Source organism: Pseudomonas sp. GW822-FHT06B12, from assembly GCF_058799675.1.
Genome location: NZ_JBXALR010000016.1, coordinates 54,616 through 77,648 on the forward strand (window position 1 = coordinate 54,616; position 23,033 = coordinate 77,648).

The 23,033-nt window shown below is 60.2% G+C and carries 23 protein-coding genes and 1 pseudogene; 19 read left to right on the plus strand and 5 right to left on the minus strand.

Features of this window, described 5'->3' with window-relative positions; genetic code table 11:
* Nucleotides 1-20 precede the first annotated feature (20 nt).
* Genes AC1RKH_RS26025 through AC1RKH_RS26040 form a run of 4 tightly spaced genes read left to right on the plus strand, consistent with a single transcriptional unit; the run spans nt 21 to nt 3,877 of the window.
* On the plus strand, nt 21-1,535 hold the full coding sequence (locus AC1RKH_RS26025; RefSeq protein ID WP_123427352.1) for a TolC family protein: 1,515 nt from the start codon (nt 21-23) through the stop codon (nt 1,533-1,535).
* Nucleotides 1,519-2,124, plus strand: coding sequence for an adenylyl-sulfate kinase (gene cysC, locus AC1RKH_RS26030; protein ID WP_493064227.1), 606 nt, complete (start codon nt 1,519-1,521; stop codon nt 2,122-2,124). Before AC1RKH_RS26025 ends, cysC begins: the two co-directional genes overlap by 17 nt.
* Nucleotides 2,121-2,912 (plus strand): aspartyl/asparaginyl beta-hydroxylase domain-containing protein, encoded by a 792-nt coding sequence (locus tag AC1RKH_RS26035; protein ID WP_493064226.1) that lies wholly within the window; start codon nt 2,121-2,123, stop codon nt 2,910-2,912. The genes cysC and AC1RKH_RS26035 overlap by 4 nt, the downstream gene beginning before the upstream one ends.
* Nucleotides 2,900-3,877 carry a sulfotransferase family protein gene (locus AC1RKH_RS26040; protein ID WP_493064225.1) on the plus strand — a complete coding sequence of 326 codons (978 nt, stop codon included), beginning with the start codon at nt 2,900-2,902 and terminating at the stop codon, nt 3,875-3,877. The genes AC1RKH_RS26035 and AC1RKH_RS26040 overlap by 13 nt, the downstream gene beginning before the upstream one ends.
* Here the strand turns inward: AC1RKH_RS26040 and AC1RKH_RS26045 are convergent.
* Both AC1RKH_RS26045 and AC1RKH_RS26050 read right to left on the minus strand, forming a co-directional pair.
* Nucleotides 3,843-4,601 carry a slipin family protein gene (locus AC1RKH_RS26045; RefSeq protein ID WP_493064224.1) on the minus strand — a complete coding sequence of 253 codons (759 nt, stop codon included), beginning with the start codon at nt 4,599-4,601 and terminating at the stop codon, nt 3,843-3,845. The two genes, AC1RKH_RS26040 and AC1RKH_RS26045, sit on opposite strands and share 35 nt — an antisense overlap.
* A 2-nt stretch (nt 4,602-4,603) precedes the next feature.
* A complete protein-coding gene (locus AC1RKH_RS26050) occupies nt 4,604-5,140 on the minus strand; it encodes an NfeD family protein (protein WP_493064223.1) in 537 nt (178 codons plus the stop codon).
* A gap of 214 nt (nt 5,141-5,354) precedes the next feature.
* On the opposite strand from AC1RKH_RS26050, the gene AC1RKH_RS26055 reads away from it, so the two are divergent.
* The 4 genes from AC1RKH_RS26055 (at nt 5,355) to AC1RKH_RS26070 (ending at nt 7,086) form a co-directional block, all read left to right on the plus strand.
* Entirely contained in the window at nt 5,355-5,816 is a 462-nt protein-coding gene (locus AC1RKH_RS26055) for an aminoacyl-tRNA deacylase (protein ID WP_123427343.1), read from the plus strand.
* A gap of 140 nt (nt 5,817-5,956) precedes the next feature.
* The gene (locus tag AC1RKH_RS26060) at nt 5,957-6,202 is read left to right on the plus strand and encodes a DUF2789 domain-containing protein (RefSeq protein WP_262113198.1); all 246 of its coding nucleotides are present in this window, start codon (nt 5,957-5,959) and stop codon (nt 6,200-6,202) included.
* A gap of 144 nt (nt 6,203-6,346) precedes the next feature.
* Complete coding sequence (locus AC1RKH_RS26065; RefSeq protein WP_493064256.1) at nt 6,347-6,592, plus strand: type II toxin-antitoxin system Phd/YefM family antitoxin; 246 nt, start codon at nt 6,347-6,349, stop codon at nt 6,590-6,592.
* Nucleotides 6,593-6,912: 320 nt separating this feature from the next.
* Nucleotides 6,913-7,086: a hypothetical protein gene (locus tag AC1RKH_RS26070; RefSeq protein ID WP_493064222.1), complete on the plus strand. Its 174-nt coding sequence runs from the start codon at nt 6,913-6,915 to the stop codon at nt 7,084-7,086.
* A gap of 233 nt (nt 7,087-7,319) precedes the next feature.
* On the opposite strand, the pseudogene AC1RKH_RS26075 reads toward AC1RKH_RS26070, so the two are convergent.
* The 3 genes and pseudogenes from AC1RKH_RS26075 to AC1RKH_RS26085 all read right to left on the minus strand — a co-directional run.
* Nucleotides 7,320-7,445 (minus strand): annotated as a pseudogene (locus AC1RKH_RS26075) (antitoxin of toxin-antitoxin stability system); the annotation flags it as partial.
* A 367-nt stretch (nt 7,446-7,812) separates the two neighbouring features.
* Nucleotides 7,813-8,172 carry a helix-turn-helix domain-containing protein gene (locus AC1RKH_RS26080; RefSeq protein ID WP_493064221.1) on the minus strand — a complete coding sequence of 120 codons (360 nt, stop codon included), beginning with the start codon at nt 8,170-8,172 and terminating at the stop codon, nt 7,813-7,815.
* A complete protein-coding gene (locus tag AC1RKH_RS26085; RefSeq protein WP_493064220.1) occupies nt 8,172-8,474 on the minus strand; it encodes a type II toxin-antitoxin system HigB family toxin in 303 nt (100 codons plus the stop codon). The genes AC1RKH_RS26080 and AC1RKH_RS26085 overlap by 1 nt, the downstream gene beginning before the upstream one ends.
* 249 nt (nt 8,475-8,723) lie before the next feature.
* On the opposite strand from AC1RKH_RS26085, the gene AC1RKH_RS26090 reads away from it, so the two are divergent.
* From AC1RKH_RS26090 to pgaD, 11 genes are all read left to right on the plus strand, one after another.
* Nucleotides 8,724-9,155 (plus strand): MarR family winged helix-turn-helix transcriptional regulator, encoded by a 432-nt coding sequence (locus AC1RKH_RS26090; RefSeq protein WP_493064255.1) that lies wholly within the window; start codon nt 8,724-8,726, stop codon nt 9,153-9,155.
* The gene (locus AC1RKH_RS26095; RefSeq protein ID WP_493064219.1) at nt 9,152-11,230 is read left to right on the plus strand and encodes an FUSC family protein; all 2,079 of its coding nucleotides are present in this window, start codon (nt 9,152-9,154) and stop codon (nt 11,228-11,230) included. The genes AC1RKH_RS26090 and AC1RKH_RS26095 overlap by 4 nt, the downstream gene beginning before the upstream one ends.
* Nucleotides 11,227-11,436: a DUF1656 domain-containing protein gene (locus tag AC1RKH_RS26100; RefSeq protein WP_017478036.1), complete on the plus strand. Its 210-nt coding sequence runs from the start codon at nt 11,227-11,229 to the stop codon at nt 11,434-11,436. The genes AC1RKH_RS26095 and AC1RKH_RS26100 overlap by 4 nt, the downstream gene beginning before the upstream one ends.
* Entirely contained in the window at nt 11,433-12,323 is an 891-nt protein-coding gene (locus tag AC1RKH_RS26105) for an efflux RND transporter periplasmic adaptor subunit (protein ID WP_493064218.1), read from the plus strand. Before AC1RKH_RS26100 ends, AC1RKH_RS26105 begins: the two co-directional genes overlap by 4 nt.
* Nucleotides 12,320-13,768 (plus strand): efflux transporter outer membrane subunit, encoded by a 1,449-nt coding sequence (locus AC1RKH_RS26110; protein ID WP_493064217.1) that lies wholly within the window; start codon nt 12,320-12,322, stop codon nt 13,766-13,768. Before AC1RKH_RS26105 ends, AC1RKH_RS26110 begins: the two co-directional genes overlap by 4 nt.
* Nucleotides 13,769-13,851: 83 nt before the next feature.
* Nucleotides 13,852-14,487: an NADH:ubiquinone oxidoreductase subunit N gene (locus AC1RKH_RS26115; protein ID WP_123427331.1), complete on the plus strand. Its 636-nt coding sequence runs from the start codon at nt 13,852-13,854 to the stop codon at nt 14,485-14,487.
* Between the two features lie 299 nt (nt 14,488-14,786).
* On the plus strand, nt 14,787-16,298 hold the full coding sequence (locus AC1RKH_RS26120) for a YdgA family protein (RefSeq protein ID WP_493064216.1): 1,512 nt from the start codon (nt 14,787-14,789) through the stop codon (nt 16,296-16,298).
* Nucleotides 16,299-16,600: 302 nt separating this feature from the next.
* Entirely contained in the window at nt 16,601-19,081 is a 2,481-nt protein-coding gene (gene pgaA, locus AC1RKH_RS26125; protein ID WP_493064215.1) for a poly-beta-1,6 N-acetyl-D-glucosamine export porin PgaA, read from the plus strand.
* Between the two features lie 12 nt (nt 19,082-19,093).
* Nucleotides 19,094-21,091, plus strand: coding sequence for a poly-beta-1,6-N-acetyl-D-glucosamine N-deacetylase PgaB (gene pgaB, locus AC1RKH_RS26130; RefSeq protein ID WP_493064214.1), 1,998 nt, complete (start codon nt 19,094-19,096; stop codon nt 21,089-21,091).
* 1 nt (nt 21,092) lies between these two features.
* Nucleotides 21,093-22,454: a poly-beta-1,6-N-acetyl-D-glucosamine synthase gene (pgaC, locus tag AC1RKH_RS26135; protein ID WP_493064213.1), complete on the plus strand. Its 1,362-nt coding sequence runs from the start codon at nt 21,093-21,095 to the stop codon at nt 22,452-22,454.
* Complete coding sequence (gene pgaD / locus AC1RKH_RS26140) at nt 22,451-22,972, plus strand: poly-beta-1,6-N-acetyl-D-glucosamine biosynthesis protein PgaD (protein WP_493064212.1); 522 nt, start codon at nt 22,451-22,453, stop codon at nt 22,970-22,972. Before pgaC ends, pgaD begins: the two co-directional genes overlap by 4 nt.
* Nucleotides 22,973-23,033 lie beyond the last annotated feature (61 nt).

The following is a 23,033-nucleotide window of genomic DNA, read 5'->3' on the forward strand; positions in this document are numbered from 1 at the left end:
TACCCGGGGGCAAACCAAGGATGAGAACAAGTCAGAAGCTATTCGGCGCCAGCCTGCTGGCGCTAGCAGTCAGCGGATGTGCGGTAACCAGTGAACCGATTGAACGCAGCGTCAGCGAGCAGCGCGCCAAAAGCGATTTGGCGAGCATGTACAAGGACCAGGAACCCCTTAGCGGCCCGCTGACACTGCATCAGGCCATGGCCCGTGCAGTGAAGTACAACCTCGAAGGCCGGTTGAAAATCATGGAAGAGGCGTTGGCCAAGCGCCAACTCGACCTCGCCAGCTTCGACATGCTGCCGCGCATGGCCCTGGACGCCGGATATGTAGGGCGCAACAACACCAGCGGCGCCAGCAGCCAGAGCGTGCGCACTGGCACCCAGTCCCTCGAACCTTCGACCTCTCAGGACCGCGACCGCAGAGTCGCCGACCTGACCATGGTCTGGAACGTCCTCGACTTCGGCGTCAGCTACATCAACGCCAAGCAGCAGGGCGATCAACGACTGATCGTTCAGGAGCGCCGGCGCAAGGTCATCAACACCATCGTTCAGGACGTGCGCTCGGCTTATTGGCGGGCGGTGGCCGCCGAACGCCTGCTCAAGCAGATCGACAGCCTGATGGCGCGGGTCGATGCCGCGCGCAACAACAGCCAGAGCATGAGCGAGCAGCGCATCGGCGACCCGGTGCAGGCCTTGGGGTACCAGCGTTCGCTGATCGAAGCCACCCGCCAACTGGAAGAACAGCGGCGCGCACTGTCGTTGGCGAAAACCGAACTGGCGACCCTGATCAACCTGCCGATGGGCACTGAATTGACGTTGGCGACGCCGGAGGATTATCCGATTCCGGAGCTCAAGGTCGGCATGGCCAGTCTTGAGCAGGAAGCTCTGGCCAGCCGTCCGGAACTGCGCGAGCAGGATTATCAGACACGTATCAGCGCCGCCGAAACCCGTAAAGCCATGCTGCGGCTGCTGCCGGGGCTGGAGTTTTCCGCTGGCGGGCACTACGACAGCAACTCGTTTCTGGTCAACGACAAGTGGGCCGACTACGGGGTCAAAGTCACCTGGAACCTGTTCAACGTGATCTCCGCCCCGGCGGCCATCGACGTCGCCAAGGCCGGTGAAGAGGTGGCCAAGGCACGCCGTCAGGCGATGTCGATCGCGGTGCTGGCGCAGCTCTATGTGGCCAACGCCAACTACCGCGAAGCGCTGCGCCAGTTCGAGACCAACCAGCAGCTGTCGGACATCGACGGGCAGATTCTTGGCCAGTTGCGCAACCGCCATCAGGCAGCGGGTATCGGTGAGCTGGAGCTGATCCAGGGCGAACTGAACACCCTGCAAGCCGACTTGCGCCGCGACCTGTCGTACGCCGATTTGCGCAACGCTTACGGGCAGATCTTCGCCAGCGCCGGGCTCGACCCGCTGCCGGACCAGGTGCAATCGACGCAAGTGCAGTCGATCGCCACGGCACTGGCCAGCCGCGAGGACGCGTGGGCCGCCGGCAACATCACCGTGCCGCCAGCCCATGCCCAGACCCAGTAATCTGCTGGCACCCACGGCCAGCATCAGCCGGGCACAACGCGAAGACCGCCACGGCCATCGCGGAGCGGCGATCCTGCTGACCGGTTTACCGGCTGCTGGCAAGTCGACCCTGGCCCAGGCGCTGCACGCCGCGTTGTTTGAGCGCGGCGTGCAAAGTCTGGTACTCGATGGCGATGGACTGCGGGTCGGGCTCAATCGCGACCTGGGGTTCGCCGACAAGGATCGCCAGGAAAACATCCGCCGCGCCAGCGAGGTCGCAGCGTTGCTGGTGGAAAACGGGCAAATCGTGATTCTGGCGATGATTGCGCCGCTGGTTGAACTGCGAGAAATCTTCGCCCGGCGCTTGTGTGAGGACTACCGCGAAGTCTGGTGCAGTGCTTCGCTCAACGTTTGCGAGCAGCGTGATCCGAAAGGTCATTACGCCCGTGCGCGCAGCGGTGAACTGCCGGGCTTCACCGGTATTTCCGCACCTTACGAGCCACCTGCCTCGGCCGCGTTGGTGCTCGACACCGGCGAGTTGTCCGTGGACGCCTGCCTTGATCGATTGTTGACCTGGCTTGGCGAGTGCGCGGTGCTGCCGAACCGATGACTCGACCGGCGTTTTCCCGACTGCCGGTGACGGTGCCTCTGCCGTTGCTGTTGCAGGCGTTGGCGCAGATCAGCGACAGCGACTGGCACCACCATTTCAACAGCACATATTTCAGCGGCGACTGGAGCGGTGTGGCGCTGATCAGCGCGGTCGACGCGCTGACGGAACTGTCACCCGGCCGTGGCGAACCGGTATTGCGCGCGCCATGGCTGCAAGACAGTCACTGGCAACGCGCCTTGCAGGCATTGCCGTTGGACATCGTCTCGGCAAGGCTGCTGAAACTGGGGCCGGGCAGTCGCATTCACGAACACCGCGACTACGACCTTGAGGGGCCAACGGCCGATCTGCGGCTGCACATTCCGCTACTCAGCCCGCCCAACGTCGACTTTCTGCTCGACGGTTTGCGTATTCCGATGAATGCCGGCGAATGCTGGTTTCTCGACCTGTCGCGACCCCACAGCGTCGACAATCGCGACAGCCGCGAGCGGGTGCATCTGGTGATCGATTGCAGGCCCGGCCCTTGGTTGGAACAGGCGATTGTTGAGGGCGTTTCAACCACGCCGGCGCCTGGCGTCGGTCATGCAGCGCAAGCGCTGGCACAGTTTCGACGGCTGCTGGAAAGCGATCCGCAGCTTTGCCGGACCTTGCAGGGCATGACTGACAACGAAGCCTTTATTGCCACCACCCTGAAGCTGGCTGCCGAGCGTGGCCTGGCGTTCTCCCGTGAGGAGTTGCGTGCGGCGATGCGCAATGGCCGTCGCCAATGGAACGAACAATGGAGAGCCTGAACCTCGACGGTTGGTTGCCGATCCGCGTCTGGAAGCAGGATGGGGAGTGGCGGGTCGATTGGTGCTGGTTTGGTGATCAGCCGTTGCGTCAGCCGTTTTTTCGCGATGCGGTGGAGGAGGCTCTGCGCCTGCCATTCAACCAGGCCTTCCGGCGCCAAACTTCATTGAGAACGCTGAGTGATTGGCAGACGACCAGTCCAGGGCTGGCGCCGAGTGCATTCATTTTTCACGCCTCGCGCTGCGGCTCGACACTGATCAGCCAAATGCTTGCGCAACTCGACAACCACATCGTCATTTCCGAACCTCCGCCACTGGATGCCTTACTGCGCAGCGCACTGCCGCCGATTGAGCGCAACGCGGCCATTCGCGGTTTGCTCTCGGCCTACGGTCAGCCGCGCCGAGGGATGGAACAACGGCTGGTGATCAAACTGGATGCCTGGAACATCGGTGAACTGAAGCAGTTGCGCGAGTGTTTTCCTGAAACGCCCTGGCTATTTGTCTACCGCGATCCGTTGGAAATCGCCGTCTCCCACCTGCGTCGCCCGGGCATGCACATGGTGCCGGGGATGATTGGCGCCAGCGCGCTGGACGATGGGGCTGCGTTCGAGGGACAAGAAGACTTCATCGCCCGGCGCGTGGGGCGGTTACTGCAATTGGGGGGTGAGCACTGCCGCGAATTTACCGGGCTGGCGGTCAATTACCGTGAGTTGCCGAGCGCCATGGACGGACGTTTGGCCAGGTTTTTTGCGCTGAATACCGAGCAGCAGACGCAGGTGTTCGGCGCCGTAAGCCAGCACGCCAAGCAACCGGCCGAGACGTTCGTAGTCGACGGCGAAGACAAGCAACGAGAAGCTTCGGCGTTGCTCAGAGAACGCGTTGAGTGTTGGGCACGCGGGCCTTACGCAGCGCTGGAGCAGTTGCGACACGACCTCAATTCTTCGACGACAAATCCGCCATGCCCTTGAGCAACTCGATCGGCAGCGGGAAGACAATGGTCGAGCTCTTGTCGCCGGCAATCGAACTCAGGGTCTGCATATAACGCAACTGCATGGCACCGGGCTGACGGCCGAGCATTTCGGCGGCTTGCATGAGTTTTTCCGAGGCCTGCAATTCGCCTTCGGCATGGATCACTTTCGCCCGCCGTTCGCGTTCGGCTTCGGCCTGTTTGGCAATGGCGCGGATCATCGACTCGTTGAGGTCGACGTGTTTGATTTCGACGTTGGCGACTTTGATCCCCCAGGCATCCGTCTGGGCGTCCAGCACCTGCTGGACGTCGAAGTTCAAGCGCTCGCGTTCGGCCAGCAGCTCGTCCAGTTCATGTTTACCGAGCACCGCCCGCAAGGTGGTTTGTGCCAATTGGCTGGTGGCCATGAGGAAGTCTTCGACCTGGATGATCGCTTTCTGCGGGTCGAGCACACGGAAGTACAGCACCGCGTTGACCTTCACCGAGACGTTGTCGCGGGTGATCACGTCTTGCGGCGGTACGTCGAGCACCACCGTACGCAGATCGACCCGAACCATTTGCTGGACCACCGGAATCAACAGGATCAGCCCCGGGCCCTTGACCTGCCAAAAGCGTCCGAGCTGGAACACCACGCCGCGCTCGTATTCGCGCAGGATGCGGAAGGTCGATCCTGCCAGTGCAATCAGCAGCACCAACAGCGCGGCAAAACCCAGTTGCAGACCCATGATCATTCTCCCTGTGGCGCCGCGTCAGTCGCGGCCACTTCCAGCAGCGTTCCCTTGCGCGCCACCACCCGTACCAGTTGCCCCGGTTGCAGCGGTGTGGCACTCAGTACCCGCCAACGTTCGCCTTGCAAATGCACCCAGCCGTTATAGGCACTGCCGGCCTGCAACGCCGTTACCGGCGTCACGCTGCCGACTAACCCGGAATCGCCACTGACCGTTTCGCGCGGTCGGGTTTTCAGGGCATGGATCAGCAGGGCGATCAACAACAGGGCGCTGATCAGCGCAAGGCCGATAATGAGCGGCGTGGGAACATCGGTATTGCTCAGAATCACCGCACCGATCACAAACATCATGATGCCGCCCAGCCCGACCACGCCGTAGTTGGGCAGCACCGCCTCGGCCACGATGAACGCAATACCAAATATCATCAGCCAGACGCCGAGCGGGTTGGGGACGATCAGCACGACCGTGTCCGCCGCGAAAACCGATCCGCTCAACCCCAACAACAGCGCCACTAAACAACACCAGCGAGTGTTCACTAGACCCTCCAGGAGAGTCATCCGTCTGCCAGCCACACAGTGGCCCTGCTTATAGTCTAGTTGAGCCTTTGGCTGGATGAATTTTGATCAATTTCTGGAAGTTTCCAGTGAGCAGATTTATCACCGGGTTCTGGCAGCAGGCCTATCCTTTAGAAGAGACGCCAACCTGTTTAATCATCGTCCGTCCGCCTTGCGACGGACACCGAGGTGCATCATGCGTATGGCAAGAACCGTGCAGCGCAGCCTGGAAGAGGCGCGCTGCGAATTTGACGTAGTCTCTCACCCGCACTCCGCCAGCAGCCTGGAAACCGCCCGAGTGGCGGGGATTCCTGCTGAGCGCGTGGCGAAATCGGTGATCCTCGACGACCACCATGGCCACTACCTGATGGCCGTGTTGCCGGCCAGCCGGCATCTGGACCTGACCAAAGTGCGCGGCAGTGGCGAATGGCAAGTCACCCGCGAAAGCACCCTGGCCCACCTGTTCAACGACTGCGAACGCGGCGCCGTTCCGGCCCTGGGCGAATCCTATGGCCTGGACATGGTCATCGACCCGATGCTGACCCGTCAGAAAGAGATCTACGTCGAAGCCGGCAACCACAACAACCTCGTGCACTTGAGCATGGACCAGTACCTGAAAATGGTGCCCCATGCCGAGGTGTGCGAGCTGAGTCAGTAGCCATTATTGGCGGTGAATGCACCGCCACCATCGCGGGCAAGCCACGCTCCCACAGAAACCGCCGTGTGTGGGAGCGCGGCTCGCCTGCGATGGACTGCGCGGCAGTCCCCGACCCTCTAAAAACTCAGGAGCCAATTCCCGTGGAATCACCTACCCATAGCCTCCCCAACCTGTTCAAACAACTCGGCCTGCCCGACGATGCCGAAAGCATCGACAAATTCATCGCCACCCACTCACCGTTGAAACCCGAACTGCACCTGGCCGACGCGTTTTTCTGGACCCAATGCCAGGCGGACTTCCTGCGCGAGGACATCCTCGACGATTCCGATTGGGCGGAAGTGGTGGATCAGCTGGATGTGCTGCTGAGGAAGGGGCGGGGGGTGTAAAAATCCGAGGAAAAACGGCAAATCGTGCAAAAAACTGATGAGCGATGAAAAAATCTGGAGGAAATCGGTGTTTGTGAATTTTTTCTGGGGTTGTTTATCAAGGAGCGATAGACCAGATTATCGGCCTGAATTGAGGTCCTAATGATGCAACGTGTTCTGGCCGACAAGGCTGTCAGCGTTTCCGAATTGAAAAAGAATCCGTCTGCCGCACTCAATGGTGCATACGGTGGACCGGTGGCAGTGCTCTGTCGCAACCGGGTGATGGGCTATATGGTGCCCGCCGAGGTGTTCGAGTCCATGGTGGAACGTTTGGACGACTTTGAGCTTGCCGAACTGGTTCGGGCTCGAAGCCATGAAACCCCGGTCCCGGTAACGTTGGATGACCTATAAGCTCGTTTCGGTGGTGGTTGTCGGCAAGCGTGAACTCAACGCCTGTGTACGAACGGGCTAAAAAACGCTAGGAAAAGTCTGTAACGGTTTTGCTCGGTTGCGCCCCCCGAAACGCCCCCCTATAGTTCGACACGTCGCCGGACATCGGCGACAGGATTTGGCGATCCTATTTCTACGTAGAGGCTGTTCCTAAAACTATCTACGAGATATTCCCTATGCATCCATATCGACCACTGAGCACCAACCCAACCCCCGTCTGCGTTCTGGCCTACAACATCCTCGCACCAACCCATTTTCTCCACGAAACTGCTTGTAGCCGAGTGCGTATCGGAACCGATCTGCTGGAAACCCTGACCTCGATAACCCTTCGGGATCTCAACGACAAAGACTTCTACCGCTTGATCAACGCAGCGTACGTGTCATTGCGCGATGGGCTGGATTTGATGGAAGAGCTGCAACACCGCCTGGCTGCACAGGCTGCTCAAGCGACCTGATGCGATAACGATGCTCCGCGTCGATTCAAACTGAACGTGGAGCACCCGACGTTGAAATGCGATCCAGGGCTACTCCCGTAGCAGCTGCCGAGCCCGCGAGGCTGCGTTCGGCTGCGAAGCAGTCGTCGAATCAGGCAACGCATTCCTCCAGGCAAACCGAGGGCTCAGGATTTGCGAGGACTTCGTCCTCGAACGCAGCCTCGCGGGCTCGGCAGCTGCTACGAGGTGATCCGTCAGTGCTCTGCGATCAGAGCTGCTTGAGTCCGTCGAGCAGCGAATTCAGCTTCGACTTCATCATTGCTTCGACCTGTTCCATCTCGTACCGAGCTACGTGCAAGATCGACTTTTCGTTGCAGGAAGTCGTGGTACTGCGTGGAGTTCGGGTGGCTATGGCTATGCTCATAATTTGAGTCAGGGCGTTCGGTCATCGTTGATCCCTCCGTTTGATTGACGAAACCCTACAGAGATTTTCAGCGTGGCAGCGTTTTTGGAAGGACCTGCAAGATAGGTTTGATCACCAATTTGTTTCAAAACTTGGCTGCATTTCCCCTCCAGTGCCACATTGATAGTTAGCAAGCTAGCAGTGTGTGAATCTCCTCGTGTCCAAGATCCTCGACGCCCTTCAGGTGTGCGAGCTGATGTTTGATCTGGTTTGTTCCCCCCTAGATGTGAGGGAACGAACGACGTAGAGCGCCCGAAAGTTCATCTATCGAGCACTTGTCTTGCTCAAACAACGTCGGCAAACAGGCGTTCATAGGGAATTCGCAAGCCATCATGCAGGCGCTTGATCATCCGTAAGCTGAGCGGACGCTTACGGTTTAGAACTTCCGATACACGACCACTCGGGCCAATAAAGGCTTCCAGGTCACGAGCCGTCAAACCTTGCTGATCCATGCGAAATTTGATCGCTTCGATGGGATCAGAAGGTGGGATGGGAAAATGCTCGTCTTCATACTTCTCGACCAACAACGCCAGTATTTCCAGCTCATCGCCTTCTGGCGACCCTAACGCGGCTCCCCATAATTGCTCGATGCGCAGGAGCGCGTTTGTGAGGTCCTCATCGGTTCGGATGGGTTTGATGTCCATTACACGGTCTCCGCATTGATCTGATCGTATTGAGCATGTGTGCCGACGAAGCGCACAAAACCCAACTGCCGCCCGTAGTCAATTGCCAGAATCACTCGATACTTGTTGCCTGCAATATTGAATACCACACGTCCACCTTTCAGAACGCTGGCGGTCCTCAACTCAGCTTTTACTTCCTGAGGTGTGCGATATGACGACTTCTCCATGTGTCGATACCACTCTGAGAGAGGCGTGATCGCATCGGCATACGCCGTGCTGCTTTCCCAAAAAATCTTCAAAGTCCCTTTGGCAATTATTCGCACGTGGTAAATATCTCCCGTTTTGGGAGATGTTAGGTCTGAGGTCTGAGATATGCAAGCCAGGAAAGTTCTTCAATCCGTATGAGCACATTTCTGCAGGAGGAGGGAGATGTGGGTGGATTGGACTCTGACCAGTGGATGGTCGCTAATTTGTTTCAAAACTTGACTGAATTTCCCCTCCAGTGCGATATTGATAGTTAGCAAACTAACAGTGTGCGAATTCCCGTGCCCCAGACCCTCGACGCCCTTCAGATGAACATCAGCAGTGCCATGGTGGTGGCCGCGCGGCATTGGCGGAAAATCTGCCAGACCACGCTGGTCAACTACGGCATCTCCGAAGCCTGCGCGGTCCCGTTGTTGATGATCGGGCGTCTGGGCGAGGGTGTGCGGCAGGTGACGGTGGCGCAGGCGGCGGGGATGGAGAGCCCGTCGCTGGTGCGTTTGCTCGATCAGTTGTGCCAGGCCGGGTATGTCTGCCGCACTGAAGATCCCCTTGATCGTCGCGCCAAATGTCTGAGCCTGACCGATACCGGCCGTGAGTTGGTGCAAGCGGTGGAGGCCGAGTTGGTGCGGTTGCGCCGTGTGGTGCTCGAAGGCATTGATCCGGCGGATCTGGAGGCGGCGTTGCGGGTGATTCGCGCCTTCGAGACGGCGGAGCAGCAGTTACCGGTGACCCCCTCGTGAACGGATTTTTTAGCGGCATACCGCCGGCCCGCGACTGGTTTTACGGCGTGCGCACCTTCGCCGCGTCGATGATCGCGCTGTACATCGCCATGCTGATGCAAATGCCGCGTCCGTATTGGGCAATGGCCACGGTGTACATCGTTTCCAGCCCGTTCGTCGGGCCGACCAGTTCCAAGGCCTTGTACCGCGCCGTCGGCACCTTGACCGGTGCGGCAGCGGCGCTGCTGTTTGTGCCGATGTTCGTCCAGAGTCCGTATGTGCTGGTGCTGGTCATCGCGCTGTGGACCGGCATCCTGCTGTTTCTGTCGATGCATTTGCGCACGGCCAATAACTACGCGCTGATGCTCGCCGGTTACACCTTGCCGCTGATCGCCCTGCCGGTGGTGGATAACCCGTTGGCGATATGGGATGTGGCGGAAGCGCGGACCGAAGAAATTTTCCTTGGCATCGTTTGCGCGGCGGTGGTCGGCAGCCTGTTCTGGCCACGGCGGCTGGCGCCGGTGTTCGATGACTCGGTCCGCAAGTGGTTCAGCGATGCGGTGACCTACAGCCAGCGCTTCCTGAGCCGTAATGTGCAGCCCGACGAAGTCAGCACCTTGCGCGCCTCGATGGTTGCCACGTTCAACTCCCTGGAATTGATGATCGGCCAGTTGCCCCACGAAGGTGCGCGACCGCAAACCGTGCGCAACATCAAGGAACTGCGCGGGCGGATGATTCACCTGCTGCCGGTGGTGGATGCGCTGGACGACGCGCTGTATGCCTTGCAGCGACGCACTCCCGAGCTTGTGGATAAGTTTGCGCCGCTGCTGGCCTCGACCATTGAATGGCTTGACCGTACGGACGCTTCCGTCGAGCACTGGCAAGCGCTACGCCATCAGCTCGAAGCCCTGCAACCGAGCGCTGAAGCGCTGGATGATCGAAAACAGTTACTGTTTTCCAACGCGCTGTATCGCCTTGGTGAATGGATCGATTTGTGGCAAGACCTGCGCAGCCTGCAAGAGGCGATTCGCTGCGAAAGCCAGGACAACTGGCGTGCGGTCTACCGCCATTGGCGGCTGGGGCGGCTGACGCCTTTTCTCGACCGTGGCCTGATGCTCTATTCGGCGGCGTCGACGGTGCTGGCGATCATTGTCGCCTCGGTATTGTGGATTCTGCTCGGCTGGACCGACGGCGGCAGCGCGGTGATTCTGGCGGCGGTGGCGTGCAGCTTTTTCGCCGCGATGGACGACCCGGCACCGCAGATTTACCGGTTCTTTTTCTGGACCGCGATGTCGGTGCTGTTCGCCAGCCTCTACCTGTTTTTGATCCTGCCGAATTTGCATGACTTCCCGATGCTGGTGCTCGCATTCGCCATACCGTTTATCTGCGTCGGCACCCTGACCGTAAACCCGCGGTTTTACCTCGGCATGCTGCTGACCATCGTCAACACATCGTCGTTTATCAGCATTCAGGGTGCCTACGACGCGGACTTTTTGAGTTTCGCCAATTCCAACCTCGCCGGGCCCATCGGCTTGTTGTTCGCCTTCATCTGGACCCTGGTGGCGCGCCCGTTCGGCTCGGAGTTGGCGGCCAAGCGCCTGACCCGTTTCAGCTGGCGCGACATTGTCGGCATGACCGAGCCGGCGAACCTCGCCGAACACCGACACTTGGGCGTACGGATGCTTGATCGGCTGATGCAGCATTTGCCGCGCTTGGCGATGACCGGTCAAGACACCGGAATCGCGCTGCGCGAAGTGCGCGTGGGGCTGAACCTGCTTGATTTGCTGGCGTACGCGCCACGGGTGTTGGGTGTGCCAAACGTCTTGCTGCGTCAGGTGGTGGCCGAGGTCGGCGAGTACTTCAAGGCGTGTTTGAAGGCTGGCGAGCGCTTGCCGGCCCCGGCCCCGTTGCTGATGACCATGGATCGCACCCGCCGCGCACTCAATGGCCAAGGCCTGCAAGGTGACGGTGAAACCCGCCTGCACCTGCTGCACGCCCTCGCCGGTCTGCGTCTGGCGCTGTTGCCGGGTGTGGAGTTCATCGGCAACGAGACCGATGAACCGTTTCCCCAAGGTATCGATGGAGCACCTTTATGATCGGTGATCTGGACATCAGCGGGGTGTTCCTGCCCACGTTGCTGGTGCTGATGGGTATTACGTACGTGCTGTACCTGGTGGTGCACGGATTACTGACGCGCCTGCACTTTTATCGTCTGGTCTGGCACCGGGCATTGTTCAACGTTGGTCTTTACGCCTTGCTGCTTGGCGCCGTGGACTCACTCAGTCGATACCTGATGACATGAAAAAACCTATTTTGACCCTTGGCCGTGTGGTGTTGACCCTGTTGGTGGTGACCTTCGCGGTCGTCGTGGTCTGGCGCATGGTGATGTATTACATGTTCGCTCCGTGGACCCGCGACGGGCACATTCGCGCAGATATCGTGCAGATCGCCCCGGACGTTTCCGGGCTGATCCAGCAAGTGGAAGTGCGCGACAACCAGTTGGTGAAACGCGGCCAGGTGCTGTTCAGCATCGACCAGGACCGTTTCAAACTGGCGCTGCGCCAGGCCAAGGCGGCGGTTGCCGACCGTCAGGAAACCCTGGCTCAGGCGCAACGGGAAGCCAAGCGTAACCGGGGCCTGGGCAATCTGGTGCCGGGTGAGCAACTGGAAGAAAGCCAGTCCCGCGTTGCCCGCGCTGAAGTGGCGTTGTCCGAGGCTCAAGTGTCGGTGGACAGCGCCCAGCTCAACCTCGACCGTTCGGTGATCCGCAGCCCGGTGGACGGTTACGTCAACGACCGGGCACCGCGTGCTCAGGAGTTCGTCACCGCCGGTCGCCCGGTGTTGTCGGTGGTGGACAGCAATTCCTTCCACATCGACGGTTATTTCGAAGAAACCAAACTCGACGGCATTCATGTCGGCCAAGGTGTCGATATCCGCGTGATTGGCGACCGTGCGCGGTTGCGCGGGCATGTCGAAAGCATCGTCGCCGGTATCGAAGACCGTGACCGCAGCAGCGGTTCGAACCTGCTGCCCAACGTCAATCCGGCCTTCAGCTGGGTGCGTCTGGCGCAGCGGATTCCGGTGCGGATTGCCTTTGATGACGTGCCGGCAGATTTCCGCATGATCGCCGGTCGTACCGCGACCGTGTCGATCATTGGCGAAAAGCCCGAGCAGGAGCCGGCGCAATGAAAACGGTCGCCTGTTTAGCGACGGTCGGGCTCGGCTTGCTGCTGTCGGCCTGTCAGGTGGTCGGCCCGGATTACCATTTGCCTAAAGAGGCGGCGGTGCACCGCGAGGACTTTCAGGGCGATCTGACCGCGCACGGCCAGAATGTGGTCTCGGCGCCGGTGCCGGGCGACTGGTGGCGGTTGTACCAGGACCCGCGTCTGGATGAGCTGGTGCGCCAGGCCATGGCCACCAACACCGATTTACGAGTGGCGGCAGCCAACCTGTCTCGCGCCCGTGCCCGAGTCGAACAAGCCGAGTCGGCGGGCGGCTGGAGCGGTGGCGTGAAGGTGGGTGCCCAGCGCTTGCAGGAGTCTGGCGAGGCGTTTCTGATACCGGAAAAGGTTCCAGTGGCCAACGTCGGTGACATCGGCATCACCACGTCCTATCAGTTCGACCTGTTTGGCACTTTGCAGCGCGGCATCGAAGCGGCGAAAGCCAATGCCGACGCGACGCAAGCCGCAGCGGACACCGCACGGATCACCTTGGTCGCCGACGTGGTGCGTGCGTATACGCAAGTGTGCGCGGCCAACGAAGAGCGGGAGATCGCTGAGCACTCACTGGATCTGCAAGGCCAGAGCACCGCGCTGATCCAGCGGCTGCGCGATGCCGGGCGCGGCGACGAAACCCAGGTCACCCGTTCGCAAACCCAGTTCAAGTCCTTGCGCGCCGATATGCCGCGCTATGAAGCCGCGCGTCAGGCCGGGCTGTTCCGTTTGTCGATGCTGTTGGCCAAACCGGTGGACCAGTTACCCGCGGGCACCAGTAGCTGCCATGAACTGCCAAAGATTGCACAATTGTTGCCGGTCGGTGACGGTGCCACATTGCTCAAACGGCGACCGGATGTGCGTCAGGCCGAACGTCAACTGGCGGCCGCGACGGCAGATATCGGTGTTGCCACCGGTGCGCTTTACCCGGATATCAGCATCGGCGCGACCGTCGGCACTGTGGGTATTCTCGATCACCTCGGTCAACCGCAGACCAATCGTTGGGGCTTCGGCCCGTTGCTGACCTGGACGGTGCCGTCCAACGGCTCTCGGGCACGGGTGCGTGAGGCCGAAGCGGCAACGCAAGGCGCGCTGGCGCACTTTGACGGGGTGGTGTTGAACGCCATTCGCGAAACCCAGACCGGTCTGGCGCAGTATTCCGCGTTGTTACAGCGCCGCGACGCGTTGACCGATGCCGAACAATCGGCGCAACTGGCGGCGGACCAGACGCACCGCTTCTTCCAGGCTGGCCGAGCGTCGTTCCTCGCCGATTTGCAGGCGACCCGAACCTACACCGACGTGCGTGCGCAGGTGGCTGCCGCCAATACTCAGGTTGCCATGAGCCAGATCGATTTGTTCCTCGCGCTGGGCGGCGGTTGGGAAAGCGGACGAACGCAAGGTTCACAGCCGACGAAACCCTGAGGCCGTTGCTATGCTTTTACATGTCGGGTCCGCGTGGGTGGATCCGGCAGTCAAGGCTCGCATTGGTCATGGGGATTCGAATAATGAAAAACCCTTATGCTCCCGGCTTCTGGTGCGCGATTGTCGCGCTGGTGCTGCTCTCGGCTACGTATTTTTATGGCGTGATGCTGGCGCACCAGCTCGATAAGGCTTTGATCTTTCTCGACAGTGCCAGTGCGCTGATCGGTGTGATGTCGATCGCGGTCGTCGCCTGGGCTTCGCTGCAAACCCAGCGGATCAAGAAAAAACAACTCGAACAAGGCAAGACCCTGGTGATGATCTGGGACACCAAGGTGGCGTTGCGTCGGGTTGAAACGGTGTTTGACCGGTATTTCTGGGGCAGTTACTGGCAGCCGGGGCGTACTTTCCAGGAAGTCATGGGCGAACTCACCGGCACCCCGCTGGAAAAGAGCCTCGAGGCCCTCAAAACCCAATGCCTGGCCCTCGACAAACAGATCACCGACGAAGGCTGGCACTGGCTGAACAATGCCCGCGAACTCTCCGACGTGGCCAACGCCATGGCCCGCGAGCGCTATCAACTGGATTTCTGCGACCCACGCTCGGAATCACCCAATGGCGCGGTGATCAATCGGGATTTTGAAGTGCTGGTCTACACGTGGACCGCACGGCTGAAAAGCTTTGATCATCAGCTGGATGAGATAGAAGTGCAGTATTCCTGAACCACCACCGATCGTTCCCACGCTCTGCGTGGGAATGCCTCAATGGACGCTCCGCGTCTGCTCTTGGGATGTGACGCAGAGCGTCACGGGCTGCATTCCCACGCAGAGCGTGGGAACGATCAGCGCAGTCTATCCACAGGCCCCCGCGCTCCATAGACACTCTTTCACCTTTAATCATTGGGCCGCCCCTCGGCGCAAATGCTAATCTGCATCCCACTTTAGCGGAGTCGAGCCGCAACCCGTCGAGGGTTCAGGGAAGACGACCACATTTTCAACAACGGACATCGATCGGGTCATTCATGAATAAATCAGCAGGCGTGCTTCTGGGAATCGTCGTTGCCATCGGTGCAATCAGTGCCGGCGGTGCCTGGTACACCGGCACAAAACTGGAAGGGGTGCTGCAAACCTCGATCGCCGACGCCAACAAAGAGCTGCAAACGGCGATGGTCGGTTCCAAAGGCACGGCGACCCTGGAACTGGTGTCGCTGGATCGCCAGTTGTTCAGCAGCACCGCGCATTACCGGCTCAAAGGTCAGGGCGAAATGTTCGGTGAGAACCCTGAAGGCGTGGAGTTGCTGTTCGTTGACCACATCGAACACGGCCCGCTGCCATTCTCGCGTCTGGTTTCGCTGAAATGGCTGCCGGTCATGGCCACCAGTCACTACTCGCTGGAAAAGACCCCGCTGACTGAAAAATGGTTCGCTGCCACCAAGGACCTGTCCCCGCTCAAGGGTGTGGTCAACATCGGCTATGACCGTGCCACCAGCGGCAACGTTGAACTGCTGCCCGTCGAAACGGCACTGGATGACAAATCCACGCTGAAGTTTTCCGGTCTGAACCTCGACGTGTCGGCCAGCGCCCAGGCGCAGAAGGTCAAAGCTGACGGTTACATGGACAGCCTCACGCTGACCAGCGTTGCCGAAGATCAGTCTCCGGTGAAAGTCGAATTGAATGGCCTGACCCTGGCCAGCAACCTCAGCAAAAGCAGCTATGGCTACTACCTGGGGGAAAACGTCGTCGAGCTGACCAGCACCAAAACCACGTTCGGCGACAAACAGTCGGTGATGACCTTCAAGAACACTGAAATGAAGAGCTCCACCACCGAGTCCGGGACCAACGCGGCGGGCCGTGCCGATTACAAGATTGGCGAAATCGCCCTCAACGACAAAGCCCTCGGCTCCGCGCAAATGGCCTGGAGCATGAAAAACCTCGATATCCCGTCGACGCTATCGCTGGTGCAGATCTATCAGAGCAAACTGCAACCGTACGAAGCGGCGGCCGCTGCTGCTGCCGCGGCGGGTGAACCGGCGCCCGAGTTGAACCTGACCGATGCCGAACAGGCGCAGGTCAAGGCGGGTCTGGAGACGCTGCTGGCCGCCCAGCCACAAGTCGCGCTGGAGAACTTTTCGTTCACCACCCCAAATGGCGTAAGCCGCACCAGCCTGGTGATTGACCTGACCAAGCCAACATCGCTGGACCTGCCACCCGATCAGTTGGGCAAGCAAATGATTGCCCTGCTGGACTTCAATCTGAAGATCTCCAAGCCGATGATCACTGACCTGGTGAGTGTGCAGGCGCAGATGGAAGGCCAGACCGATGCCAAAGCCATTGCGGAGCAAGCCAGTGCGACCAGCGACATGGTCAGCAGCATGGCCGTCGGTACGCAACTGGCGACGCTGGATGGCAACGACATCGTTTCCAAGCTGCACTACACCAACAATCAGGTGGACTTCAACGGCCAGAAAATGACCGTCGAACAGTTCGTCGGTTTCGTGATGAGCAAGCTCAACACTGCTGGCGCACCCCAGTAAACGACCCATCGCTGGACTTGAGCGAACGCTCTAGACCGCAGGTTACAAGCTAGCGCCCGGCCCTCCGAACTTGCGGATTGGCTGGGCGTTTTGCTGTCTGGTGCCCGCAAATCAAGGCTGTAGGGCGCACGGGAGTTAAGCCGTTGTACTGAATCTGAATAAATGTTGTGTTCCTGATAGTGGTCTAACCTTGCGTGAAATACTGCGTTTGCAAAACCTTGTCGGGTGATTGCCCGACTTCCCGTTTCGAACCAGGCAAGGGGGGTATGAGACTCCGGCTCGCCATGTAAGGATGCTGACGAATGCCATGTATTGCTCGTCCTTTTATTGTTCTTGGCTTGCGCCCTCTGCTTCGCCTGGCCCTGTGCAGCCAGCTGATTTGGCCTGGTCTGGCGTTCGCGGATACTGCCTACGACCAAATGATTCGCGATGCGCGTACTGGTAACTACGCACCGGTGTTGACGCTGTTACGCAACGTGCCTGCTAACCAGGTGACCACCGGCCAGGTCAGCGACCATTTGCAGATCGCCAGTTGGGCCGGTCTCGACGCCGAAGTGGTTCAGGTCTATGAAACCCAGGGGCGCAACCGGGTGCTGCCGATTCAGGCGCTGACCGCCACCGCTCGTGCCTACCGCAATCTCAAGCGCTGGGACTCTGCCACCGAGCTCTACCGCAAGGCACTGGCGCTCGAACCTGCGAATGCTGACCTGCAACTCGGCCTGGCCATGACCCAGGCTGATTCTGGAAACCCCGTCGAGGCCGTCAACCGTGCCAAGGCTCTCGTCGCGGCCAAACCTGACGATCCGGCCCGGCGCCTGGCGCTGGGCTACGCCTTGACCCGTTCCGGTGCGACCTATGACGCGTTGTTCGAATACGACCAGGCGTTCATCCGCGCCGGGAGCAAACCTGAAGTTGCCCGCGAATACGTTTTCGCCCTGCAACGCGCACGGCTGCCAGAGCCGGCTTTGCGTCTGGCCCGTCAACGTCCGGGGTTGATCGATCCGGTGACGCAGCGCCGCCTCGAAGGTGACGTGGCGGCAGAGCGCGTGCGGCTGGCGGAATTTGCCACGCGCAGTGAAAAAGAACGTTACGACATCGCCGATCGTGCCTTGAGCGACTACGACCAGTTGCTGGCGACCTGGACCCCGGATGCACAGGCTCACGACGACGTGGTTCGTTGGCGCATCGACCGCATGGGCGCGCTCAAGGCGCGCGCGCGCTCGGCTGAGGTCATCAGCGAATACCAGAAACTGCTCGCTGAAAACGTGAAAATTCCAACCTACGCCATGCGTTGGGTGGCGGCTTCCTATCTGGATCAACGTCAACCGGAAGTCGCCACAGACTTGTATCGTCAAGTGCTGGCCGCACCGGACGCCGACTCGGCTGACCGGGTTGAAGACACTACCGCGCTGTTCTACGCCTTGATGGAAAGCGACAAGCCGAAGGACGCACGCAGCGTCGCCGAAAACCTGGCCAAGACTCAAAACCCGCGGGTGGAGCTCAAAGGCTTGCCGATCGGCAATCCCAACGATTCATGGATGGACGCGCAACAACTGGCCGCCCAGGCGGGCATCTATAGCGGTAACTTGCCCGCCAGCCAGCAAGGCCTGGATACCTTGGTCGAACAAGCACCGGGCAACGTCGGTTTGCGTCTGGCCCAGGCCGACGTCTACCTGGCGCGTGCCTGGCCACGTCGCGCAGAAAATCTGCTCAAGGAAACCGAGAGCATGGCGCCGCGCGATATCGGTCTGGAAGTTGCTCAAGGGCATACCGCGCAGGATTTGCAGGAGTGGCGCCAGCTCGATGCGTTGACTGATGACGTCGGCGCGCGATTCCCGGACAACCGTGCGGTGCAGCGCTTGCAGCGTCAGCGTGACGTACACGACATGGCCGAGTTGCGCGTGTCGACCTATGGCGGCAAGAGTTATGGCGGTGGCAGCAACGGTGCCGGCGCAGTCGCTGGCAGCAAGGACTTTGGCATTGAGACCACGCTCTACAGTCCTCCCATCGATGAGGACTGGCGTGTGTTTGCAGGTGCCGGTTATGCCACCGGTGACTTCCAGGAGGGCACCGGTCGTGACCGTGTCGAACGGCTCGGTGTTGAGCGACGAACCCGCGACATGACGCTGGAAGCGGAAGTCTCCAATCACAACTTCGGCTATGGCAACAAACAGGGCGCGCGCCTGGCGATTGCCCGCGACATCAATGATGCCTGGCAGTACGGCGGCAGCCTCGACTACCTGTCGGCCAATACGCCGCTACGGGCACTGACCAGCGACGTTACGTCCAATGGCGGCAGCGGTTTTCTGCGCTGGCGCGCCAATGAAAGCCGCGAGTGGAAACTGGCCGTCAGCCCGTCGCACTTCAGCGATGGCAACAATCGTCTCGAGGCGTTGCTGACCGGACGCGAAGGCGTGTACAGCGCGCCGGGGGTGCAGGTCGACCTCGGTCTGGAAGTTGGCACCAGCCACAACAGCAAAAATGAAGACGTTCCGTACTTCAACCCAAAGTCGGACTTCAGCGTCCTGCCGACGGTCAGCGTCAATCACGTTCTCTATCACCGCTACGAAACCTCATGGAGCCAGCAGTTCCAGGCCGGTGCCGGTACCTACAGCCAGCGTGATTACTCCACTGGCGGTGTAGGCCTGCTCAGCTACGGCCAGCGTTTCAGCTGGAATGACGTGTTCGAGGTCGGTGCTGCGTTGAGCGCGATCAATAGGCCCTTCGACGGCGAGCGTGAAACCGATCTGCGCCTGCTCGTCGACCTTACCTACCGCTTCTAGAAGAGTTTGAAGATGCCTCTGATGACCCGTTGCATCCTTCTGCTGGGCGTATTGCTGATCAGCGCCTGCGCCCAGCAAGCCCCGGCCTTTGTGCCACCGGCACAGCGATCGCTGCCGTCCAATGAAGCGCCATGGCCGAAAAACCATGTGCTGGGAATTGCCTATCACGATGTCGAGGACCGTGACCCCGATCAGGCGGTGGTCGCGGTGCGCACCGAACGCATGATCGAGCAACTCGCGTGGCTGCGTGAGAACGGCTACAAGCCCGTCACTGTCGATCAGATCATCGCCGCGCGCAATGGTGGTCCCGAGCTGCCGGCCAAAGCCATTCTGTTGAGTTTCGACGATGGTTATTCGAGCTTTTACACCCGCGTGTTGCCGGTACTGCGGGCGTACAACTGGCACGCCTTGCTGGCGCCAGTCGGTGTCTGGATCGATACTCCGGCCAACCAGCGAGTGGACTTCGCCGGTGAAATGCGGGTGCGTTCGGACTTCCTGACCTGGGCGCAGATCACTGAAATTTCCAAGTCCGGGTTGGTCGAGATCGCTGCTCATACCGATGCCAGCCACAAAGGTATTCTGGCCAACCCGCAAGGCAACCTGCAACCGGCGGCGGCGACTCGTCGCTACGACGCGGCTACCGGGCGCTATGAATCGGAAGCGGATTTCCAGGCTCGTCTGCACAAGGACGTGGTCACTATTACCGAGAAAATCCGCAAGGCCACCGGTTATAATCCACGTGTCTGGGTCTGGCCTTACGGCACCGCCGATGGCACCGCGCTGCAAGTGATCAGCTCCCAGGGTTACCAGATGGCCCTGACCCTGGATGACGGGCTCGATGCACTCGACAACCTAATGAGCAGTCCGCGCTTCCTGGTGGCCTCGGACCCGGATGGCGAACACTTCGCCAACAGCATCGTCGCGGTGCAATCCGACTCGCCGATGCGTGTGGTGCATGTCGACCTGGACAACGTCTATGACCCGGACCCGGCCCAGCAGGAAGTCAATCTGGGCAAGCTGATCCAGCGCATGGCCGACATGGGCGCCAACACCGTGTTCCTGCAGGCCTTCGCGGACCCGCAGGGCGACGGTCTGGTGCACGCGTTGTACTTCCCCAACCGCCATTTGCCGGTGCGCGCCGACATCTTCGACCGGGTCGCCTGGCAGCTGCGCACTCGCGCTCACGTCAAGGTTTTCGCCTGGATGCCGGTGCTCAGTTTCGCGCTTGATCCGAAACTGCCACGGGTGACCCGTTGGGACCCGGCCACCGGCCAGACCTCGGTTGACCCGGGGCAGTACCGGCGCCTGTCGCCGTTCGACCCGAACGTGCGGCGGATCATCGGTGAGATCTACGAGGACGTGGCGCGCCTGACCTCGGTCGACGGCATTCTCTATCACGACGACGCCGTGCTGTCGGACTTCGAAGACGCCAGCCCCGAAGCCTTGCGGACCTATGCAGCCAACGGCTTGCCGGGTTCGATGGCGGCCCTGCGCGATGACCCGGCGGTGATGCAGCGTTGGACGCGCTTCAAGAGCCGCTACCTGATCGACTTCACCACGGAACTCACCGCCAAGGTTCGCGCCATTCGCGGGCCGCAGGTGCAGACCGCACGCAACATCTTCACCGAGCCGATGCTCAATCCGCCCAGCGAAGCCTGGTTCGCGCAGAACCTCGACGACTTCCTCGGCGCCTACGACTGGACCGCACCGATGGCCATGCCGCTGATGGAAGGTCAGTCCATCAAACACTCGGGCGACTGGCTCGAAAAGTTGGTGGCCACCGTCAAGGCCCGACCGGGAGCACTGGAGCGCACAGTATTTGAACTGCAGGCCCGGGACTGGACGAAGAAGACTGACGCCGACATCGATGGCGGCCAGCTGACTGACTGGATGGGTCGCCTCAAACGCCAGGGAGCGACCAGTTTCGGTTACTACCCGGATAACTTCCTTGAGAACCAGCCGGACCTGAAGACTGTGCGTCCCGCGCTCTCCAACAAGTGGAATCCATAACATGCTGGATAGACTTCTAGCTCTGCTGGTCCTGGCGATCGTCCTGGGGATTCCCCTGGGGCTGATCTTTCTGGTCACCGGGCAATTCTTGATGGACTTCGTGTTTTTCTATCCGCTGTTCATGTCCGGACTGTGGATCGCCGGTGGCCTGTATTTCTGGCTGCACTGGGAGCGCCACTGGCCGTGGAAGGACGATACGCTACCACCGCCGCTGGCGGGCGAACCGCTGATTTCGATCCTGATCCCTTGCTACAACGAGGGCGACAACGCGGCGGATACCATTCACGCAGCGCTGGGTCAGCATTACCCGAACATCGAAGTGATCGCCATCAACGACGGTTCCAAGGACAACACCGCCGCCGTCCTCGATGCCCTCGCTGCCGAAGACCCGCGCCTGCGGGTGCTGCACCTGGCAGAAAACCAGGGTAAAGCGGTGGCGTTGCGCATGGGCGCCATTGCCGCGCGCAGTGAGTACCTGGTGTGCATCGACGGTGATGCCTTGCTCGCGCCGAACACGGCGGCCTATCTGGTGGCTCCTATGTTGGACAACGCCCGGCTTGGTGCGGTGACCGGCAACCCACGGATTCGAACCCGTTCAACGCTGGTCGGGCGTGTTCAGGTCGGCGAGTTCTCTTCGATCATCGGTTTGATCAAGCGCACCCAACGGGTTTTCGGGCGGATTTTTACCGTGTCCGGGGTGATTGTGGCGTTCCGTCGTTCGGCGTTGCATCGGGTCGGCTATTGGAGCCCGGACATGATCACCGAAGACATCGACATCAGTTGGAAGCTGCAACTGGATCACTGGAGCATCTTCTACGAGCCACGCGCACTGTGCTGGATTCTGATGCCGGAAACCCTGTCCGGGTTGTGGAAGCAGCGTTTGCGCTGGGCCCAGGGCGGCGCCGAGGTGCTGTTCAAAAACATCCGCGGCATCTGGCAATACCGTCATCGCTACCTCTGGCCATTGTTGTTCGAATACTGCCTGTCCACCGGCTGGGCCTTTACCTTCTTGCTGTCGGTGATTTTCTGGGGCCTGGGCAAGTTCATCGAGATGCCGGACGCGATTGCCGTACACCACCTGATGCCGCCTGCCTTCACCGGGCTGTTGCTGGCGATGGTCTGCCTGCTGCAGTTCGCGGTCAGTATCCTGATCGACCGACGTTACGAGCGCGGTCTGTGGAAAACCATGTTCTGGGTGGTCTGGTATCCGCTGGTGTTCTGGTTCATCAGCCTGCTCACCACCCTGGTCAGCTTCCCCAAAGTACTGTTTGGCCAACATCAGAAACGCGCGCGCTGGGTCAGTCCCGACCGTGGCATCAAGCCGCTGAATGACGATGACGATGACGAGGAGTTCAGCAAATGAAAATCATCAGAACCCGTCAACGACCATTTCTGGTCTTCATCGATGTCTTTTTCACGGTATTGGCCTGGATCGGCTTGCTGTACCTGCTGGTAAGCGGCCTCTGGCCATTGATTGATACCCATGAAGGATTGCGTCTTGAATCGACGATGCTCGACGCCCTCGGCACGCTGCAAATCTACTTGTGGGTGGCGCTGTTCAACGCGGTGGTCCTGATCTCCTGGGCGCGTTACCAGCACCGCAAGAGCAAAAGTTTCGCCCAGCGCCGCATGCCGGCGCCGGTGGTCGATGACAAAGGCTTGAGCATAAGCTTCAACCTGACCGAAGAGCATTTGGCTCAGCTGCGCGATCTGGGAACCATGGTGATCCACAACAACGAAGCCGGCGACGTCAGCCACGTTGTCCCACGCTTCTTGCGCATCGATCCCGAGCTCCAGAAGCAGTTGCACCCGCCGACCTCACTGGTGCAGCAGAAGGCGTTGGTGTTGGCGGCAAATGACGATCAGATGCCTGTGACGTGAGCTGCGGTAAGGTTTGACTGAAAGTTTTACAGGGCTATTGCGGTCTGAGCGTTCAGGGCAT

What these genes read in the sequence shown, in the direction of transcription:
- AC1RKH_RS26025 (WP_123427352.1), top strand. Translation starts at nt 21, where the DNA reads ATGAGAACAAGTCAGAAGCTATTCGGCGCCAGCCTGCTGGCGCTAGCA.
- cysC (WP_493064227.1), top strand. Translation starts at nt 1,519, where the DNA reads ATGCCCAGACCCAGTAATCTGCTGGCACCCACGGCCAGCATCAGCCGG.
- AC1RKH_RS26035 (WP_493064226.1), top strand. Translation starts at nt 2,121, where the DNA reads ATGACTCGACCGGCGTTTTCCCGACTGCCGGTGACGGTGCCTCTGCCG.
- AC1RKH_RS26040 (WP_493064225.1), top strand. Translation starts at nt 2,900, where the DNA reads ATGGAGAGCCTGAACCTCGACGGTTGGTTGCCGATCCGCGTCTGGAAG.
- AC1RKH_RS26045 (WP_493064224.1), bottom strand. Translation starts at nt 4,601, where the DNA reads ATGGGTCTGCAACTGGGTTTTGCCGCGCTGTTGGTGCTGCTGATTGCA.
- AC1RKH_RS26055 (WP_123427343.1), top strand. Translation starts at nt 5,355, where the DNA reads ATGCGTATGGCAAGAACCGTGCAGCGCAGCCTGGAAGAGGCGCGCTGC.
- AC1RKH_RS26065 (WP_493064256.1), top strand. Translation starts at nt 6,347, where the DNA reads ATGCAACGTGTTCTGGCCGACAAGGCTGTCAGCGTTTCCGAATTGAAA.
- AC1RKH_RS26080 (WP_493064221.1), bottom strand. Translation starts at nt 8,172, where the DNA reads ATGGACATCAAACCCATCCGAACCGATGAGGACCTCACAAACGCGCTC.
- AC1RKH_RS26090 (WP_493064255.1), top strand. Translation starts at nt 8,724, where the DNA reads ATGAACATCAGCAGTGCCATGGTGGTGGCCGCGCGGCATTGGCGGAAA.
- AC1RKH_RS26100 (WP_017478036.1), top strand. Translation starts at nt 11,227, where the DNA reads ATGATCGGTGATCTGGACATCAGCGGGGTGTTCCTGCCCACGTTGCTG.
- AC1RKH_RS26105 (WP_493064218.1), top strand. Translation starts at nt 11,433, where the DNA reads ATGAAAAAACCTATTTTGACCCTTGGCCGTGTGGTGTTGACCCTGTTG.
- AC1RKH_RS26110 (WP_493064217.1), top strand. Translation starts at nt 12,320, where the DNA reads ATGAAAACGGTCGCCTGTTTAGCGACGGTCGGGCTCGGCTTGCTGCTG.
- AC1RKH_RS26115 (WP_123427331.1), top strand. Translation starts at nt 13,852, where the DNA reads ATGAAAAACCCTTATGCTCCCGGCTTCTGGTGCGCGATTGTCGCGCTG.
- AC1RKH_RS26120 (WP_493064216.1), top strand. Translation starts at nt 14,787, where the DNA reads ATGAATAAATCAGCAGGCGTGCTTCTGGGAATCGTCGTTGCCATCGGT.
- pgaA (WP_493064215.1), top strand. Translation starts at nt 16,601, where the DNA reads ATGCCATGTATTGCTCGTCCTTTTATTGTTCTTGGCTTGCGCCCTCTG.
- pgaB (WP_493064214.1), top strand. Translation starts at nt 19,094, where the DNA reads ATGCCTCTGATGACCCGTTGCATCCTTCTGCTGGGCGTATTGCTGATC.
- pgaC (WP_493064213.1), top strand. Translation starts at nt 21,093, where the DNA reads ATGCTGGATAGACTTCTAGCTCTGCTGGTCCTGGCGATCGTCCTGGGG.
- pgaD (WP_493064212.1), top strand. Translation starts at nt 22,451, where the DNA reads ATGAAAATCATCAGAACCCGTCAACGACCATTTCTGGTCTTCATCGAT.